Source organism: Microbacterium testaceum, from assembly GCF_006539145.1.
In the GTDB taxonomy this organism is placed as follows: domain Bacteria; phylum Actinomycetota; class Actinomycetes; order Actinomycetales; family Microbacteriaceae; genus Microbacterium; species Microbacterium testaceum.
Window position 1 is genome coordinate 76,175 of sequence record NZ_BJML01000003.1, and the last position, 16,491, is coordinate 92,665.

General features: G+C 69.9%; 12 protein-coding genes and 1 pseudogene. 8 read left to right on the forward strand and 5 right to left on the reverse strand.

What is annotated here, in order from left to right:
• Window positions 1-112: 112 nt before the first annotated feature.
• Window positions 113-748: a TetR/AcrR family transcriptional regulator gene (locus MTE01_RS06695; protein ID WP_218026333.1), complete on the reverse strand. Its 636-nt coding sequence runs from the start codon at window positions 746-748 to the stop codon at window positions 113-115.
• A gap of 56 nt (window positions 749-804) precedes the next feature.
• Between MTE01_RS06695 and MTE01_RS06700 the strand changes: the two genes are divergently transcribed.
• The 6 genes from MTE01_RS06700 to MTE01_RS06725 all read left to right on the forward strand — a co-directional run bounded on the left by MTE01_RS06700 (window position 805) and on the right by MTE01_RS06725 (window position 7,505).
• A complete protein-coding gene (locus MTE01_RS06700) occupies window positions 805-2,226 on the forward strand; it encodes a flavin monoamine oxidase family protein (protein WP_141376471.1) in 1,422 nt (473 codons plus the stop codon).
• Window positions 2,223-2,666: an SRPBCC family protein gene (locus MTE01_RS06705; RefSeq protein WP_103206916.1), complete on the forward strand. Its 444-nt coding sequence runs from the start codon at window positions 2,223-2,225 to the stop codon at window positions 2,664-2,666. Before MTE01_RS06700 ends, MTE01_RS06705 begins: the two co-directional genes overlap by 4 nt.
• Window positions 2,667-2,669: 3 nt before the next feature.
• Window positions 2,670-3,566, forward strand: coding sequence for an alpha/beta hydrolase fold domain-containing protein (locus MTE01_RS06710; RefSeq protein ID WP_141376473.1), 897 nt, complete (start codon window positions 2,670-2,672; stop codon window positions 3,564-3,566).
• Window positions 3,567-3,626: 60 nt separating this feature from the next.
• Complete coding sequence (locus MTE01_RS06715; protein ID WP_074696036.1) at window positions 3,627-3,851, forward strand: DUF2076 domain-containing protein; 225 nt, start codon at window positions 3,627-3,629, stop codon at window positions 3,849-3,851.
• 35 nt (window positions 3,852-3,886) lie between these two features.
• Complete coding sequence (crcB, locus tag MTE01_RS06720; RefSeq protein ID WP_141376626.1) at window positions 3,887-4,249, forward strand: fluoride efflux transporter CrcB; 363 nt, start codon at window positions 3,887-3,889, stop codon at window positions 4,247-4,249.
• A gap of 94 nt (window positions 4,250-4,343) precedes the next feature.
• On the forward strand, window positions 4,344-7,505 hold the full coding sequence (locus MTE01_RS06725) for an efflux RND transporter permease subunit (RefSeq protein WP_141376475.1): 3,162 nt from the start codon (window positions 4,344-4,346) through the stop codon (window positions 7,503-7,505).
• 319 nt (window positions 7,506-7,824) lie between these two features.
• Here the strand turns inward: MTE01_RS06725 and MTE01_RS17320 are convergent.
• From MTE01_RS17320 to MTE01_RS06740, 3 genes and pseudogenes are all read right to left on the reverse strand, one after another.
• Window positions 7,825-8,448: pseudogene (locus MTE01_RS17320) on the reverse strand (DUF998 domain-containing protein); the annotation flags it as partial.
• Between the two features lie 241 nt (window positions 8,449-8,689).
• Window positions 8,690-9,595 carry an aldose 1-epimerase family protein gene (locus MTE01_RS06735; RefSeq protein ID WP_141376479.1) on the reverse strand — a complete coding sequence of 302 codons (906 nt, stop codon included), beginning with the start codon at window positions 9,593-9,595 and terminating at the stop codon, window positions 8,690-8,692.
• Window positions 9,592-10,224 (reverse strand): antibiotic biosynthesis monooxygenase, encoded by a 633-nt coding sequence (locus MTE01_RS06740; RefSeq protein WP_056225826.1) that lies wholly within the window; start codon window positions 10,222-10,224, stop codon window positions 9,592-9,594. Before MTE01_RS06740 ends, MTE01_RS06735 begins: the two co-directional genes overlap by 4 nt.
• A gap of 404 nt (window positions 10,225-10,628) precedes the next feature.
• Between MTE01_RS06740 and MTE01_RS06745 the strand changes: the two genes are divergently transcribed.
• Window positions 10,629-12,791, forward strand: a complete 2,163-nt coding sequence (locus MTE01_RS06745) for a DEAD/DEAH box helicase (protein WP_141376481.1) — start codon at window positions 10,629-10,631, stop codon at window positions 12,789-12,791.
• Between the two features lie 72 nt (window positions 12,792-12,863).
• Here MTE01_RS06745 and MTE01_RS06750 read toward each other — a convergent pair whose 3' ends face one another.
• Entirely contained in the window at window positions 12,864-14,999 is a 2,136-nt protein-coding gene (locus MTE01_RS06750) for an intein-containing Rv2578c family radical SAM protein (protein ID WP_218026334.1), read from the reverse strand.
• Between the two features lie 131 nt (window positions 15,000-15,130).
• Between MTE01_RS06750 and MTE01_RS06755 the strand changes: the two genes are divergently transcribed.
• On the forward strand, window positions 15,131-16,252 hold the full coding sequence (locus tag MTE01_RS06755) for a D-alanyl-D-alanine carboxypeptidase family protein (RefSeq protein WP_141376483.1): 1,122 nt from the start codon (window positions 15,131-15,133) through the stop codon (window positions 16,250-16,252).
• The last annotated feature ends 239 nt before the right edge of the window (window positions 16,253-16,491 follow it).

Here is a 16,491-nt window from a genome sequence, read left to right on the forward strand (position 1 = left end):
GATCGACTATCGGGTCACTTTATTGCACACACGTACCGTTTTGTGTGACAAAGATGTGAATTCGACTCCGCGAGGAGGCGACGGGCGCAAGAAACCTGTACGTTTGTGCCAACTAAGCGGGGGAGTGATCCCCCTCGCCCAGCGAAGAGGTCGCGGCGAGGGTCACGAACCCCACGATGGCGGCACGCAGGGCGTGCGCCAGCGACTGGAACTGGACCTCCTCGGAACGGGCGATGCGATGCAGGGCGAAACCGTCGATCAGGGCGACGACCGCAGCGGCGGCGTGCGGATCGGTCACGCCGTTCGTCTGCAGCACGGCCGCCGCGAGCGCCCGCGTCTCGTCGAGGATCTTCTCGACGTGAACACGCAGGGCCGGATGACGCGAGGCGAAGAGGTAGATCTCGAACTGCGCGACCGTGTGGTCCTGCGATTGGCTGCGCACGATCTCGACGAACTCGTCGATCGCCGCCCCGGGGCTGTTCGCGCCCGAGACGAGGACGGAGCGGAACTGCTCGAGCCGCTCGAGCTCGGCCGCCATCGCGTGCGCGACGGCCTCGCCGATCATGTCGTCGAGCGAGTCGAAGAAGTACGTCGTCGACGAGTGCGGCACCCCCGCCGCGGCGGCCACCGACCTGTGCGTGACGGCCGCGATGCCCCCCTCGGCGATGATCGCGATCGTGGCGTCCAACAGCAGCTCGCGACGCGCGCGACCGCGCGCCCGCATCGGCCGGCTCGTCGTCTCGCTCACGCTGTCCTCCTCGCCGACCGGGGTGGTCGGTGTCGCCTTCGGAACGGAGTAAGCCTATGACCGCCTCCCCGCCCTCTGCGGACCGGGCCCCGGCCCCCGACGTCGACGTGGTCGTGGTCGGCGCAGGTCTCTCGGGCCTGACCGCCGCTCACCGGCTTCGCCAGTTCGGCGCGACGGTGGCGGTGTTCGAAGCGGCGCCCCGCGTGGGCGGACGCGTGTCGTCGGCGGAGGTGGCGGGGGTGCACGTCGACCTCGGCGGCACGTTCGTCGGCCCCGGCCAGGATCGCATCCTGGCGCTCGCCGACGAAGTGGGCGTCTCGCGCTATCGGACCTACGCCGCGGGTCGCAACGTCATCCGGTGGCGCGGCGATCATCGGCGCTACCGGGGCACGGTGCCTCCGGTCGGCGCGAGCCTGCTCGACGTGGGACGGATCCAGCTCACTCTCGACCGCCTGGCGCGCACCGTCCCCCGGGGGAACCCCGCCGCCGCCCCGCAGGCCGCGAACCTGGATGCCGAGAGCCTCGGCTCGTGGCTGCGCCGCTCGCACGCTTCTCCCGCGGCACGAGAGCTCATCGCGATCGCCGGCCGGACGACGTGGGGGTGCGAGCCCGACGAGATCTCGTTCCTGCACGCTCTGCACTACATCCACCAGGCGGGTGGACTGTCGTCGATGCTCGACACCGAGGGCGGCGCGCAAGAGGAGCACTTCGTCGAGGGCTCGCACGCGATCGCCGTGCGTCTCGCCGACGCGCTCGGGGCTGCTCTGCGGGTGAGCGCTCCGGTGCGACGCATCGAGACCGCCGCCCAGGGGGTGCGCGTGTCGACGGCCGACGAGACGGTGACCGCTCGCGCCGTCGTCGTCGCCGTGCCACCGGCGCTGCGCGGCAGGATCGACTTCGCGCCGGCCCTTCCCCCCTCTCACGCCCAGATGGCCCAGCGCTGGCCGGCGGGGGTGCTGTCGAAGGCCTACGCCGTGTACGAGCGGCCGTTCTGGCGCGACCACGACCTGTCGGGGCAGGGGCTCTCCGACACCGGCCCGGTCTTCATCACCTTCGACGCCGGTCCCGCTCACGCCGGCGCCCCCGGCGTGCTCCTCGGCTTCATCGGCGGGGTCTACGCCCGCGAGTGGGACGAGCTGGCACCCGCCGAGCGCGCAGCGCGGGCGCTGTCGTCCTTCGCTGACCTGTTCGGCCCCCGGGCACTGGATGCCATCGGCTTTATCGACCAGCGCTGGGGCGCCGAGCCCTGGGTCGGCGGCGGCCCCACGGCCGCCCCGGGGCCGGGAGCGGTCGTGCCCTACGCCGGTGCCCTGGCCGCCCCCGTCGGGTCGATCCTCTGGGCCGGGACCGAGACGGCCGATCGCTGGACGGGATTCATGGACGGCGCCGTCCGCGCCGGTGAGCGCGCGGCGCTCCAGGCCCGCGGCATCCTGAGCTCCTCCTCGACCGACCACGAACAGACGGGAGTCGTCCGATGACCTGGCGCCGCGAGTACACGCACCTCACCACCGCCACCGCCGACGCGGTGTGGAAGAGGTGGACCACGCCCGAGGACTGGGCCGTCGACGATCCCGATCTGCGCGAGGCCACCTTCCCCGTGCCCCCGCGCGTCGGTGCATCGGGCCGCGTGGTCAACCACGGAACCCCCGCGCAGCGCTTCACCTTCACCGAGCTGCAGCCGGGGGTCGCGATGAACTTCCGGATCGGCTTGCCGGGGGCGGTGCTGTCGTTCCCGCACCGCATGCGCCAGACGCCGAACGGGCTGTCGGTGACGCACGCCGTCGAGATCTCCGGTCCTCTCGCGCTGGTGTTCGGCCCCCTCGTGGGGCGCAAGATCGCCGCGGGCCTGCCGGCTGTCGTCCGCTTGGTGACGACGAACGCGCTCGCCGACATGGCCGCCGACGCGCGCGGGGAGTAGTCGGTGTCGCTGTCGATGACGCTCACGACCGCGGCGATGTGGGTGAGCGCGCGGCCGATCCGCCTCGCGCTGGCTCGTGACGACTACCTCGAGACGCTCGACCCGGGCCGCCGTCCGGCCGATCCGCCGGCGCGCCTGCGACGCTCGGGCCGTGTCGTCGTCTCGCGTGAGGGCGGGCTGCCCGTCTCCCGCTACGAGCCGGCGGCGCGCACCGCGGGCCTCGAGCTGATGTACCTGCCCGGTGGGGGACTGGTGAATCCCCTCGTCGCCGAGCACTGGTGGATCGTCGAGCGTCTCGCCCGGGCGACCGGGGCGGCGATCACGGTGGTCTGCTACCCCCTGGCGCCCGAGCATCGGGCCGACGACACCCTCGCCGTGATCGACGCCCAGTACGAACGTCTCGCCGCGCGGGCGGGGACCTCCCGCCTCCTCGTGGCGGGCGACTCGGCCGGAGGGGCCGTGGCGGTGGGGCTCGCCCTGCGCGCCGCGCGTCGACCGGACGCGCTCGTGCTGTTCTCGCCGTGGCTCGACCTCGCTCTCACCGACCCGGGGATCGCGCGTCGGATGCCGCGGGATCCCTCGCTGCGCGTTCCCGGTCTTCGAGCCGGGGCGGAGGCGTGGGTGGGCGATCGGGGGCTCGACGATCCGGTGCTCAATCCCGCGCGGATGGAGCTCGCCGGGCTGCCGCCGACCCTCGTGTTCCAGGGGGGTCGCGACATCTTCTTCGACGACGCCGTCGCCTTCGCTCGACGGGCGCGCGCCGAGCGGGCGTCGGTGCGTCTGGTGACCGCTCGGGCGGGATTCCACGTCTACGTCGGGGCGTTCTGGACGCCCGAGGCGCGCGCGGCCTACGCGCTCGTGGGGGCTTTCTCGCGCGATCCCGAGCGATCGATGACATAACGGGACATATGTGCAACAATCTGCCGAGGGCGCGACGGCGCGCCCGTTCAAGGAGGACCGATGACCGCTCGCTACGACCTGGCAAAGATCAAGCTCGGCAAGCTCATGACCGACCCCGATGCCGAGGGCATCATCCTCGACGTCATCCCCGACCTCAAGGCGAGCCCCACCTACCTCGTGGCCCGCACGCTCACCGCGAGCGCCGCGCTCAAGCTCGCCGAAGCGCAGATCGGCGCCGAGAAGGCATCCGAACTGCGTCGTCGCGTCGAGGCGCTCGAGGCGTGAGGGGATCGCGCGGCGAGGGGTAGATTGGCGGCGTGATGCCGCTCGTCTTCCTCGCCGTGGCCCTCGCCGGCGGCGTGGGGGCGGCGCTGCGCTATCTGCTCGATGTGGCTGTGCGGCGCCGCACGGGGGAGCGGTTCCCGTGGGGCATCCTGGTCGTGAATCTCACCGGGGCGCTGGTGCTCGGCATCCTGACCCCCCTTCCCGCCGACGAGTCATGGCGGTGGATCCTCGGGACGGGCCTGCTCGGCGGATACACGACCTTCAGCGCGGTGGCCGTGACCACGGCGCTGCTCGCCGAAGAGGGGCGCTCCCGCGCGGCGGTGTCGTACGCGGTGGTGTCGTTCGTCGGGTCCGTCGTCGCGGCGGCACTGGGTCTGTCGCTCGGATCGGCGCTCTGAGGCAGCCGCCCGCCGGGCGGTCCGAGGGGTGGGCGCGCATGGGATACTGAGCTTCGATACATTCCTGTATCGGACTTACCCGGAGGGTCCCCCCGTGTCGTACCTGGCCGTCCTGAGCCTGAAGAACCGCGCCCTCATCGCCCTCGTCACGATCGTCGCGGCGATCTTCGGCGGGCTCGCGCTCACCAGCCTCAAGCAGGAGCTCATCCCCTCGATCGAGTTCCCGCAGCTCGCCGTCGTCACGACCTACCCGGGCGCCTCGCCCGAAGTCGTCGAGACCGACGTGTCGACGCCCATCGAGAACGCGATCCGCGGCGTGGAGGGGCTCGAATCCACCACCGCGACGAGCACGACGAACTCCTCGATCGTCTCGGCCAAGTTCACCTACGGCACCGACCTCGCGGGGGCGCAGCAGAAGATCCTCGCCGCGATCGCGCGCATCAAAGACCAGCTGCCCGACTCCGCCGACACCACCGTCGCCTCGGCCAGCATCGACGACTTCCCCGTCATCCAGCTCGCCGTCACGGGATTCACCGACGCCGAGGCGACGCAGTCGATCCTCCAGACGAGCGTGGTCCCCGACCTCGAGGACGTCGCGGGGGTCAACGGCGCACAGATCGTGGGCGGCACCGCCCAGCGCGTGACGATCACCCCCGACACCGCCAAGCTCGCCGAGCGCGGCTTCAGTCAGCAGGCGATCACCGACGCCCTCGACGCCAACGGCGTGCTCTTCCCCGGCGGTTCGCTCACCGAGGGCGGTCAGACGTTGACCGTGCAGACCGGGTCGAAGCTGACCAGCGTTGACGAGATCTCCGCGCTGCCGCTCGTGCCCATCGACGCCGCTCAGTTCCAGGCGGGGCAGACGAAGATCAGCGATGTCGCCACGGTCGCCCTCGAGCCCGACCCCGTGACCACGCTGTCGCGTGTCGACGGGCAGCCGGCCCTGACCATCGCCGTCACCAAGCTCCCCGCGGCCAACACCGTCGACGTCTCGCGCGGGGTGCTCGCGGCGCTGCCGGGGCTCGAATCGCAGCTCGGTCAGGGCGCGAAATTCACCGTCGTCTTCGACCAGGCGCCGTTCGTGCAGCAGTCGATCGAGGCCCTCGCGCAGGAGGGGCTCCTCGGTCTGGTCTTCGCGGTCGTGGTGATCCTCGTCTTCCTCATGTCGGTGCGCTCGACGCTCGTGACGGCGATCTCGATCCCCACCAGCGTCCTCATCACCTTCGTGGGGCTCCAGGCCTTCGGGTACTCGCTGAACATCCTGACCCTCGGCGCGCTCACGATCGCGATCGGCCGCGTCGTCGACGACTCGATCGTGGTGATCGAGAACATCAAGCGCCATTACGTCGGTGACGCCGACAAGATCCCCACGATCGTGCGCGCCGTGCGCGAGGTGGCGGCCGCCATCACGGCATCCACCATCACCTCCGTCGCGGTGTTCCTCCCGATCGCGTTCGTCGGGGACGTGACGGGAGAGCTCTTCCGACCGTTCTCGCTGACCGTGACGATCGCCATGGCGGCCTCGCTGCTCGTGTCGCTCACGATCGTGCCCGTGCTGGCGTCGTGGTTCCTGAAGCCCGGGAAGGTCATCCGCGATGCCGAGGGCAATCCGATCGACCCCGAGTCGCCGACCGCGCCGCCCTCGCGCCTCCAGAAGGCCTACGTCCCGGTCCTGCGCTGGACGCTGAAGCACTCGTGGGTCACCCTCACCCTGGCCGTGCTCGTGCTCGGCGGAACGCTCGCGTCCGTCCCCCTGCTCAAGACCGACTTCCTCGGCGACTCCGGCCAGAACACCTTCACGGTGACGCAGAAGATCGGCTCCGCCCCGAGCCTGGATGCCGAGGACGCGGCGGCCCAGAAGGTCGAAGCCGCTCTGCTCGCCACCGACGGCGTCCAGACCGTGCAGACGTCGATCGGGTCGAGCGGTTCCGCGCTGCGCGACGCGTTCTCGGGCGGAGGATCGGGCATCACCTACTCGATCACCTCGGAATCGGGCGTCGACCAGGTCGAGCTCCGCGACCGCGTGCGCACCGCGCTGGAGGCGCTGCCCGATGCGGGCGACATCCAGGTCGCAGCCTCGGGCGGGGGACTCGGCTCGGCCGGCATCACCATCGACGTCACCGCCGCCGACGGGCAGTCGCTGCAGCAGGCGAGCGACGCCGTGGTGGCGGGGCTCCAGGGGAGAGACGGCATCGGCCAGGTCACCAGCAGCCTCTCGGCATCCCTTCCCTTCATCTCCGTGCGCGTCGACCGCGACGCCGCCTCGGAGCGCGGGCTGTCGGAGCGTGCGGTGGGCGCCCTCGTCTCCGCAACGCAGCAGCCGCGGCAGGCGGGCACCGTCGAGATCGACGGGCGCGGCGTGACCGTCTACGTCGCCACGGCCAACCCGCCGAAGACGATCGACGATCTGCGCGCCCTCGAGATCCCGAGCGCCCGCGGTACCGTGCGCCTCGACGAGATCGCCACGGTCGAGCAGAGCCAGACTCCGCCGTCGATCTCGACCTCACGGGGATTGCGGACGGCCACGATCACCGTGACCCCCACGACCGACGACCTCGGCCGTTCCTCCTCGACCGTCAGCGCGGCCCTCGCCGACACGGCCCTGCCCCAGGGGGCCACCGCCAAGGTGGGCGGTTCGGTCACCGACCAGGCAGATGCGTTCAGCCAGCTCGGCCTCGCCCTGCTCGCGGCGATCCTCATCGTCTATGTCGTGATGGTGGCGACCTTCAAGTCGCTGCGCCAGCCGCTCGAGCTGCTGGTGTCGGTGCCGTTCGCGGCCACGGGAGCGATCGTCATGCTGCTCATCACGGGCGTGCCGCTCGGCGTCGCCGGCATGATCGGCGCCCTGATGCTCGTCGGCATCGTCGTGACCAACGCGATCGTGCTCATCGACCTCGTGAACCAGTACCGAGCCCGTGGCCTGAGCGTTTTCGAGGCCACGGTGGTCGGCGGCGCGCGACGGCTCCGACCGATCCTCATGACGGCTCTCGCGGCGATCTTCGCGCTCGTGCCGATGGCGCTCGGAATCACCGGCCACGGCGGCTTCATCTCGCAGCCGCTCGCGGTCGTCGTGATCGGCGGACTCGTGTCGTCGACCCTGCTGACGCTCCTCGTGCTGCCGACGCTCTACAACCTCATCGAGGGAGCGAGCGAGCGGCGCCGCGAGCGGCGGGCGGTGCGAGCGGCAGAGCACGTCGAGTCGACGGCCGAGGAGGGGCACCCGCTGAGTCGCCGAGAGCTGCGCGAGAAGCACTGACGCGGAACGGGCGGGATGCCGACACCCGGCGTCCCGTCCCTCTCGCGATGCTCATCCCGAGGTGTCGGCGGTCACCGGTCGGGGTGAGCGTCGATGCGCCATCGGGGCGGAGCGACGAGCCCTCGACGGAATGACCGGGTGCGACGCGCGGGGCGTGCTGCGCCGCCGAGCGGACGGGCCGACGGGTGGCCGTCGGCCGGGCGAGCGGAAGGCGACGGCGTCGACGGGAGGCGTGGTGCGCCGCGACGGGAGTCTGTGATGTCGGCTTCGACGTGGCGGCCGTCGCCGCCGACGCGAGGATCTGGGTGAACATGCCCGACCAGGCGAACATCGCCGCGCACGAGATGGTCTCGAACAGCGCCAGGTTGATGGTCGCCGAGACGAACAGCGTGATCGAGACGATCAGCCAGACTGTCGCGATCCCCGTGCCGATCGCCATCCGCTTGCCGAGGCGATGGAAGAGGAACGGCGCGCTCAGCAGCAGGGCGAGGAACCCCAGGACCATCGAGCCCGCGACCTTGTCGTGCAGGTCTTTGTCGGTGTTCAGGGGAATGCAGCCCACGAGAGCAAGATTGACGCCCACGACATTCAGGCAGATGAAAGCCACTGTCGCGGCGCCGCGACGGACGGGGCCGCGACCCACACGTCGCACATCCCGCCGGACACGGAAGGCGAAGACGACGACGATCATTCCGCTGACTTTGAGGGTCGTGTTGAAGAATGCGCTCGACAGATCGCCGAAGATCCCCAGCTGGCTGAAGTGCAGCTGCCACCACAGCGGGTCGCTCGTCGTTGCGATCGACAGCAGCAGTCCGCTGACCAGGACGATCAGGGCCGCCCCGCCGACGTGCAACGTCGGGATCGCGTCGAGGCGGCGCGTGAGGGTGCCCAGGCGCGGCACCGGGAGCGAAAAGGGGACAGCGGAGCGGAGCACGGTGCTCATGTGGGGGATCTTTCCTCAGGACGGAACGAGGATCCCCCCACACCGCGGGACCCTCGGCCCCCGTCGGCTCATTCGGGCAATGAGCCAGGAGAAAGCTTGGTCTTTTGCCTCCCCCGGCCTTGACGGAAACCGTCAGGGCACATGGTATCGTTCGCGCCGCCTTTTCAGGAAAGGGCTTGTCTGGGAAATTCCCAGGTCATATGGCCAATTTCTTGTCCCCCATTTGGGGGACAAGGCCGCCTCACGCGCGGTAGGAAATGCCCCATTCCCTGGTCATTTTCGCGCCCGGTTCGAGTCGCTCCAGGTCCGTTCCGGTCGCGAAAGCGTTCGCCGGAGCCGTCATCGGCTCGATCGCCACCGCGAGGGACTGCCCGGGGTAGCGGTCGGTCGTGAACACCTGTGCCCAGCGGAACCCGTCGTCCTGCCACAGCTGCACGCGCCGACCGTCGGGAGCGGTGAGGGTGTGGTGCGCCCGGCCGTCGGCATCCCGCTCCAATCCGCGGTAGCCGTTGTCGAGTGAGGCATCGCCGAGACGGCGACCCTCGCGCAGGTCGGTGGCGGCGTCGACGGGCACCTCGTCGACGGGGATGTTGCGGTCGTCGAGAACGAACGTGGTCGTGCCGGTCGATCGCACCACCAGATCCTCCGTCGGCACGCCGCCGATCTGGAGGTAGGGGTGCACGCCCAGGGCGACGGGGGCGGCCTTCGCCCCGATGTTCTCAACGGTGTGGGTCACGTGCAGACCGTCGGCGCGGAGGGCATACACGACCCGCGTGCGCAGGTGGAAGGGGTAGCCGGTCTGCGGCACAACGTCGGCACCGAGCACGAGCTGCTCGTCACTGTGCTCGAGGGCCTGGTAGGTCCCGAATCGCAGCAGTCCGTGGCTGGCGTTGCCGAACTTCGGCTCGCTGAGCGCGAGCTGCAGGTCTTCGCCGTCGAAGGAGTACTTGCCGTCGCGGATGCGGTTCGGCCACGGGACGAGGACGACTCCGGATGCCGCGGGCGTGGGCAGGTCGTCGGGGTAGCGCGGCACGAGGTCGACGCCGTCGACCGTCAGCGCGCGAAGCGCGGCACCCACCTGGGCGATCTCGGCGGAGGAGTGTTCGCCGCGGAGGTGGAAGCGGGATCCGGTCGGGTCGGCGGTCATGACGTGGCCTTTCGCGATCGGCGCGGGCGCTGCAGCCAGGGCTGCAGCATGCGGGTGACCCACGGGAGGACCGCGTAGGTCATGACGGGGGTGAGCATGAGGGTGGTGGCGAGCACGCGCAGCACGAGGGGGATCTCGGCGAACCCGGGAACGAACCCCAGCAGCCACGACGCCGCCAGGTTCGTCGGGAAGAACCCGACCCAGATCGTCACGGCCTGCTTCCACCGCGGCGGAGCCGCCGGCACCGGCTGTTGGATCGGTTGGGTGCCGGCCTCCGTCACCGTCGCCGCCTCGAGGATCGAGCCGTGCGGGGCGTCGAACCAGCCCTCGATGCCGGTGCGTCGCTCACTGCGCTCTTCTCGTGCGAAGGGGCGGCCCGAGTCGAGCCACCACTGGCGCTGTGTGGAACTCTCCCACTCCTCGAGGGTCGTGATGTCGCGGAAGCGGTACAGCATGTACCAGAGGTCGCTGTCTTCTCCCGCGCGCACCCACCCCGAACCGAGGAAGCCCGGGAACGCGGTCGCGAGATCGGTGCCGGCCTGCATCCAGGAGGTCGCTTCGGCGGTGCGCGTCGGGTCGATGCGCCGCTCGATCGCCACCGTGATGGGGTGGGCGTCGGTATCTGCCATGCGTCCATCTTCCGTCACGACGGTTCCTCTGCCGGGGTCGGGCCGTGCATGTCCCACTTTGTGCTGCTCTGTGGTGTCGAACCTGCACTGTTGGGGACATGTACGTGGGGTGTGTCGGGGGTGGGGGTGGGGGTGTCCCACTTCGTGCGGCTTTGCGGCGGTGGACCGGCACGAATGTGGACATGGATGCCATTCCCAGGCGTGGCGTGTAGCGTTGTGCGGTCGGCTCTGGACACCGTGCGTGATGCGCGGATGGGTTTGTGAGTCCAAGGGGCCGATGGACAGGACGCGATCGCGGCCTCGACCATCTCTAGTGAATGGCCCCCGGCCGACGGAAGTCCGGGTATCGCACCGCCACGAGCGGCGCCGCTGTTTCGCGCAAACAGAACCCAGGAAGTTTCCCCATGCCCAAGAACAAGAAGCCCGCCGGCGGCCGCGCCGCCAAGAACTTCGAGCCCCGTTACGGCGCTCAGACCTCGTTCCAGGACCGCAAGCGCCGCCCCGGCGCCGAGGCACCCGCGAAGCCCGGGAGCAAGAGCCCGAGCCACCGCGGCTACCGGCCCGAGACGGAGACCACCCCCAGCAAGGGTCGCTGGAACGCCTCCGACCGTGCTGGCCGTTCCCAGGCCCGCGACATCCGCACCTCGGCGCGCGACGATCGTCCCGCACGTTCGTTCGACGACCGCCCCGCGCGTTCGTTCGATCGGAACGATCGTCCGGCGCGTTCGTTCGATCGTGACGAGCGTCCGCGTCGTGATGCCGGTGAGCGTCCGGCGCGTTCGTTCGATCGTGACGAGCGTCCCCGTCGTGACGCCGGTGAGCGTCCTGCGCGTTCGTTCGACCGTAATGACCGTCCGGCGCGCTCCTTCGATCGCAGTGACCGTCCCGCGCGTTCGTTCGACCGCACCGATCGCCCCGCGCGTTCGTTCGATCGTGACGAGCGTCCGCGTCGTGATGCCGGTGAGCGTCCGGTTCGTTCGTTCGACCGTAGTGACCGTCCCGCCCGTTCGTTCGACCGCACCGATCGTCCGGCGCGTTCGTTCGATCGTGACGAGCGTCCGCGTCGTGATGCCGGTGACCGTCCGGCGCGATCGTTCGACCGCAGTGACCGTCCCGCGCGTTCGTTCGATCGTGACGAGCGTCCCCGTCGTGACGCCGGTGAGCGTCCGGCGCGCTCCTTCGACCGCAGTGACCGTCCCGCCCGTTCGTTCGACCGCAGCGACCGTCCGGCGCGCTCCTTCGATGACCGCCCGCGCCGCAACGACGGCCCGAGCCGCAGCGATTGGAACAACACTCCGCAGCGCTCGGCCGAGCACGAGCAGCGCGTCGACGTGGTGCACGAGCGCCTGCAGGCCGAGGCCGTGGATGCCGCGACCGTGACCGGCGCCGGTTTCGCCGAGCTCGGTCTGGGCGACAACCTCGTCCGCGCCCTCGCCGGTCTCGGTGCCGCGAGCCCCTTCCCGATCCAGGCGGCCACGGTCGCTCCGATCCTCGAGGGACGCGACGTCCTCGCCCGCGGCCGCACCGGCTCGGGTAAGACCATCGCCTTCGGTGCGCCGCTCGTCGAGAGCATCCTGCGCTCGCAGGCGGGCCAGCGTCGCGAGTTCGCTCGCGCTCCGAAGGCGATCATCCTGGCCCCGACGCGCGAGCTCGCGCTGCAGATCGATCGCACCGTGCAGGTGCTCGCGCGCAGCGTCGGCCTGTTCACCACCCAGATCTACGGCGGCGTGCCCCAGGCGCGCCAGGTCGGTGCGCTCAAGAAGGGCGTCGATATCGTCATCGGCACCCCCGGCCGCATCGAAGATCTGCTGAATCAGGGCAAGCTCGACCTCTCGCAGGTGCAGGTCGCCGTCCTCGACGAGGCCGACCACATGTGCGAGCTCGGCTTCCTCGAGCCCGTGCAGCGCATCCTCCGCGCGACCAGAAAAGACAGCCAGAAGCTTCTCTTCTCGGCCACGCTCGACCGCGAGGTCGCGGCCCTCGTCGACGAGTTCCTCGTCGAGCCGGCCGTCTACGAGGTCGCCGGTGAGGACCAGGACTCGAGCACCATCGAGCACCGTGTCCTCGTCATCGAGCACCGTGACAAGGCGCAGATCCTCGACTCGCTCGTCGATCGCGAGGGCAAGACGCTCGTCTTCGCCCGCACTCGCGCCTATGCCGAGATGCTCGCCGAGCAGTTCGATGACGCCGGCATCGCCGCCGTGGCGCTACACGGCGACCTGAATCAGCAGAAGCGCACGCGCAACCTCGAGAAGCTCACCTCGGGTCGCGTCAACGTGCTCGTCGCCACCGACGTCGCCGCCCGCGGCATCCACGTCGACGACATCGACCTGGTCATCCAGGCCGACGCCCCCGACGAGTACAAGACGTACCTCCATCGCTCGGGTCGCACCGGTCGCGCGGGTCGTGCGGGCACCGTGGTCACCCTGATCACGCGCCAGCGCCGCCGTCGTATGACCGAGCTGCTCGATCGCGCCGAGATCCAGGCCCCCTTCGAAGAGACCGCGCTCGGCGACGACGTGCTCGAGGAGCTGTCGGGCCGTCAGCTGTCGAACGTCGACGCGTAGATCCCTCCCGCAAAGCCCTCGTCGCCTCCGCGACGGGGGCTTTGCGCGTTTCCCGCGGCGAGAATCGGCAGGTCAGAACAGGGTCGGCTCGCTCGCAGGCGCGACGCGGGGGCGACCGGATGCCGGGACCCCGGTGCGGTGAACGGGTCCGAGGCTGCTGACAGGCGGTGTGCGGGCGGCCAACCCCGGCTGCGGGCGGCCGCGCGGGTGATCGTCTTCGTCCCACCCGTCGAGGCGGTGCATGCGCAGCAGCGGTCGCATGCGCTTGCCGAGCCACGTGCGATAGGCCTTCGGCGCCGAGGTGGAGACTCCCGGGTAGAGCCCGCGGTACGACGACATGAGGTTCGGGTGCTCGCGTTCGAGCCACTCGAAGAACCACTGCTTCGCGCCGGGGCGCAGGTGTAGTGCCCCGTATACGACACGCGCCGCACCGGCCTCGCGAATGCGCGCCAGAGCGTCGTCGAGAGCGGAGACCGAGTCGGTGAGGTGCGGCATGATCGGCATGAGGAACACCGTCACCCGGAATCCCGCGGCGGTCGCCGCGCGCACGGTTTCGAGCCGGGCTTCGGCACTGGGAGTGCCCGGTTCGATCGAGTGCTGGAGGGCGTCGTCGAAGACGGCGATCGACATCGCCAGCGTGACCTTCACCTGCTGCGAGGCCTCGGCGAGGAGAGGGAGGTCCCGTCGAAGCAGCGTGCCCTTGGTGAGGATCGAGAAAGGTGTGCCGTTGTCGGTGAGGGCCCCGACAATGTCCGGCATGAGGCGGTACCGACCCTCCGCACGCTGATAGGGATCGGTGTTCGTCCCGAGCATCACGGGCTCCCGCGCCCACGACCCCCGGCGCAACTCGGTGCGTAGCACGTCGGCCACGTTCACCTTCACCACGATCTGCGAGTCGAAGTCGGCCCCGTAATCCAGGTCGAGGTACTCGTGAGTTTTTCGAGCGAAGCAGTTGTGGCTGATGACGCCGTTCGCGACGAAGTCCTCGGTGTCCGTCGTGATGTCGATCATGTCGATGTCGTAGCCGATGTCCTCGACGTTCACGACTCTCAGGTCCGCGCTGGTCTTGACCGCTGTCCCGCAGACATCGAGTTTGCGCGTGATGGACGGTCGGGCGGTATCGAAGAATCGCTGTCTCGAGGTGAGCCCTCCGCGAAGGCGGATACTCGACACACCGTTCGGGCGAGCGGGTTCGCGAACAGCGTCGAAGCGGAATGCGGCGAAAGCCTCTTCGGTCAGCGAGAGAAGTTCCTCGTTCGCGTTGCTTATTCGCACGATCCCGCGCGAACACGAGCCCTCCGCGTCGAAGATGCCCCCGAGGAAGCCCGCCATCCACTCCCGGCTTCGAAAGCGCGGTATCGCGATGTAGTCCTCGAGACGCGCGACATCGTGCATTTTTGCCGTGTGAAGAGCCGTCATGGGTCGGCGATGCGCGGGCACGGAGAAGGGGCGGACCATCGTGACGATGCCGATCTGCTCGAGAAGCTCCTTTGCGAGATCGAGCGCCTCCCGATCGGCTAGGGCGAGGCGGAATCGGTGGATCTCGCGGGCTCGATTCCCGTCGTCGTAGGTCTTGTGAAAGATCATCGCGTCACCGCGCACCATGCCGGTCAGATACCCTTGGCGCCAGTCCGGACCCGACGCCTCCACGGAGGTGTGGGCACCCGTTCCGAAACCCTGCAGACGGTTCGACACGGTGAGATGAGGGCGCTGTCGGCCCGCGACGGGGGAGTCGGTGACGTGCTTCCAGCCGCGCTCCGTCAGGAACCGGTGGTCTGCGCTGCCCTCGATCTCGGTACCATCCGCGAGGGTGACGCGATGGAGGCGTTTGCGAGTGGTCCACTTCGCGCGAACGGTTGTTCGCACGTAGTGGCGGTATCGCGATCCCCTCTCGGTGCCGATGACCTCGTCTCCGACGCGAATATCCGACAGGGGGACCTGTCGGCCGTCCGCTTTCAAGATGAGGGTGTCCGGGGAGAGGCAGTACGAGCACGCGTGACTGCAGCCTCGGTAGGGATTCACGGTCCAGTCGAACGGCATGGCCGAGGCGCCAGGGACGCGATTCAGTGCGCTTTTGCAGAGCACCTCGTGGAACGTCATCCCGGCGAACTCCGGGGTCGTCACCGAGCGGACGAGGCCGTCCATTCGTTCCATGCCCGGGAGCGCGGCTGTGTCGTCGACGCCCAGCTGCTGCCCCTGCCATCTCATGAGAATAGTCGAACACATGTTCTAGGAAATGGCAACGCCGCGGCCACGAGAATCGTCAACGTGAACGATTTTCGCCGAGCCCGCCGTCACCCGGGTCGACCGCTCAGAATGCGCGCGCGAGAATGGAGTCGATGACCAGCCACGATCCCGAGACTTCGCCACGCCGCGCCGCGCGCGCCGAGGCCGAGAGGCTCGCGACCGCGGCGCTCACCCTCCCCGCCGTGTTCGACGAGCGCGCCCCCGCCGAGCAGGCTCCGACCCGCGGCCGGCGTCGTGGCCGGATCGGCGCGTTCGATGCCGCCGCGCCCGGGCCGCGCGGCATCCGTCGATTCTCCCCGGTGCTGCTGCGGCGGCGTCTGGTCGTGGTGGTCGCGGCCGTGATCGTCGTCGCCGGGTGCGCGGTGGCGATCGGCGCCGCCGCCTCCGGCGGAGTGCCCGGCCCGGCGCCCGACGCCGTCGACCATCTCTCCGGCCCTCCGCCCGTCGCCGACGACGGGATACCCGTTCCGCAGCTCGCCGCCGTCGCCGCGACAGCGACTCCCTGCGACGACCCCGCCTTCACCGCCGCCCTGGCGTCGGGTGACGATGCCGCCACCATCGCGGCGGCCGGTGGCGGTGAGGCGTTCCGTGCCGCCGTGGCATCCGGGATCGCCCCCTGCGTCTCGCTCTCGGACCCGAACCGTGAGTGGCTCGTCGTCAACAAGCAGCGCCCCTACGACCCGGTGGACTACCAGCCGGGCGACCTCGTCATGCCCGCGAACGTACGTGCCCTCGAGGACTCCGCGGTCCGCGCCCCCGCCGCGGCCGCCCTCACCTCGCTCGTGAAGGCCGCCTCCGACGCCGGAGTCGGCGAGATCGGCTACCTCAGCGCCTACCGTTCGTACACGACGCAGAAGTCCACCTATGCGGGACGAGTCGCCGTGGGGGGCGTCGCCGAGGCTGATCGAGAGAGCGCGCGCCCGGGGTTCAGCGAGCACCAGTCCGGGATGGCCGTCGACATCGTCCCCTGCAACGGCTCCTGCCGCACGCTCGACGACGTCGCCGGGTCGCCGCAGGGCGCGTGGGTGCGCGAGCACGCCTGGGAGTACGGCTTCATCACCCGCTACGCCGAGGGACGCGAGAGTGTCAGCGGCTACGAGCCCGAGGCGTGGCATCTGCGCTACATCGGTCCCGAGCTCGCCCGCGCCTACCACGAGGGCGGCTTCACGACCCTCGAGGAGTTCTTCGGACTGCCTGCCGCGCCGACCTACTGACGCGTCGTCGGGTCGCGGCCCCCGCCCGCGGTGCCGGTCCGACGACCCGCTGACCGGGGTGACAGGGGTGACGGACCCCGACTCTCAGAGACCGGATGCGAGCGATCGTGCCCCGCGGGAAGGACGGCTCGGGATGCCGACGTCTTCGAATGTCGTCCAAACTGAACGTTGGTGATGAAAGCGCTCTGAGTTATGTTTGTGCAACGCGCGCCACCGCTGCCGCGCAGATCGCTCAATTC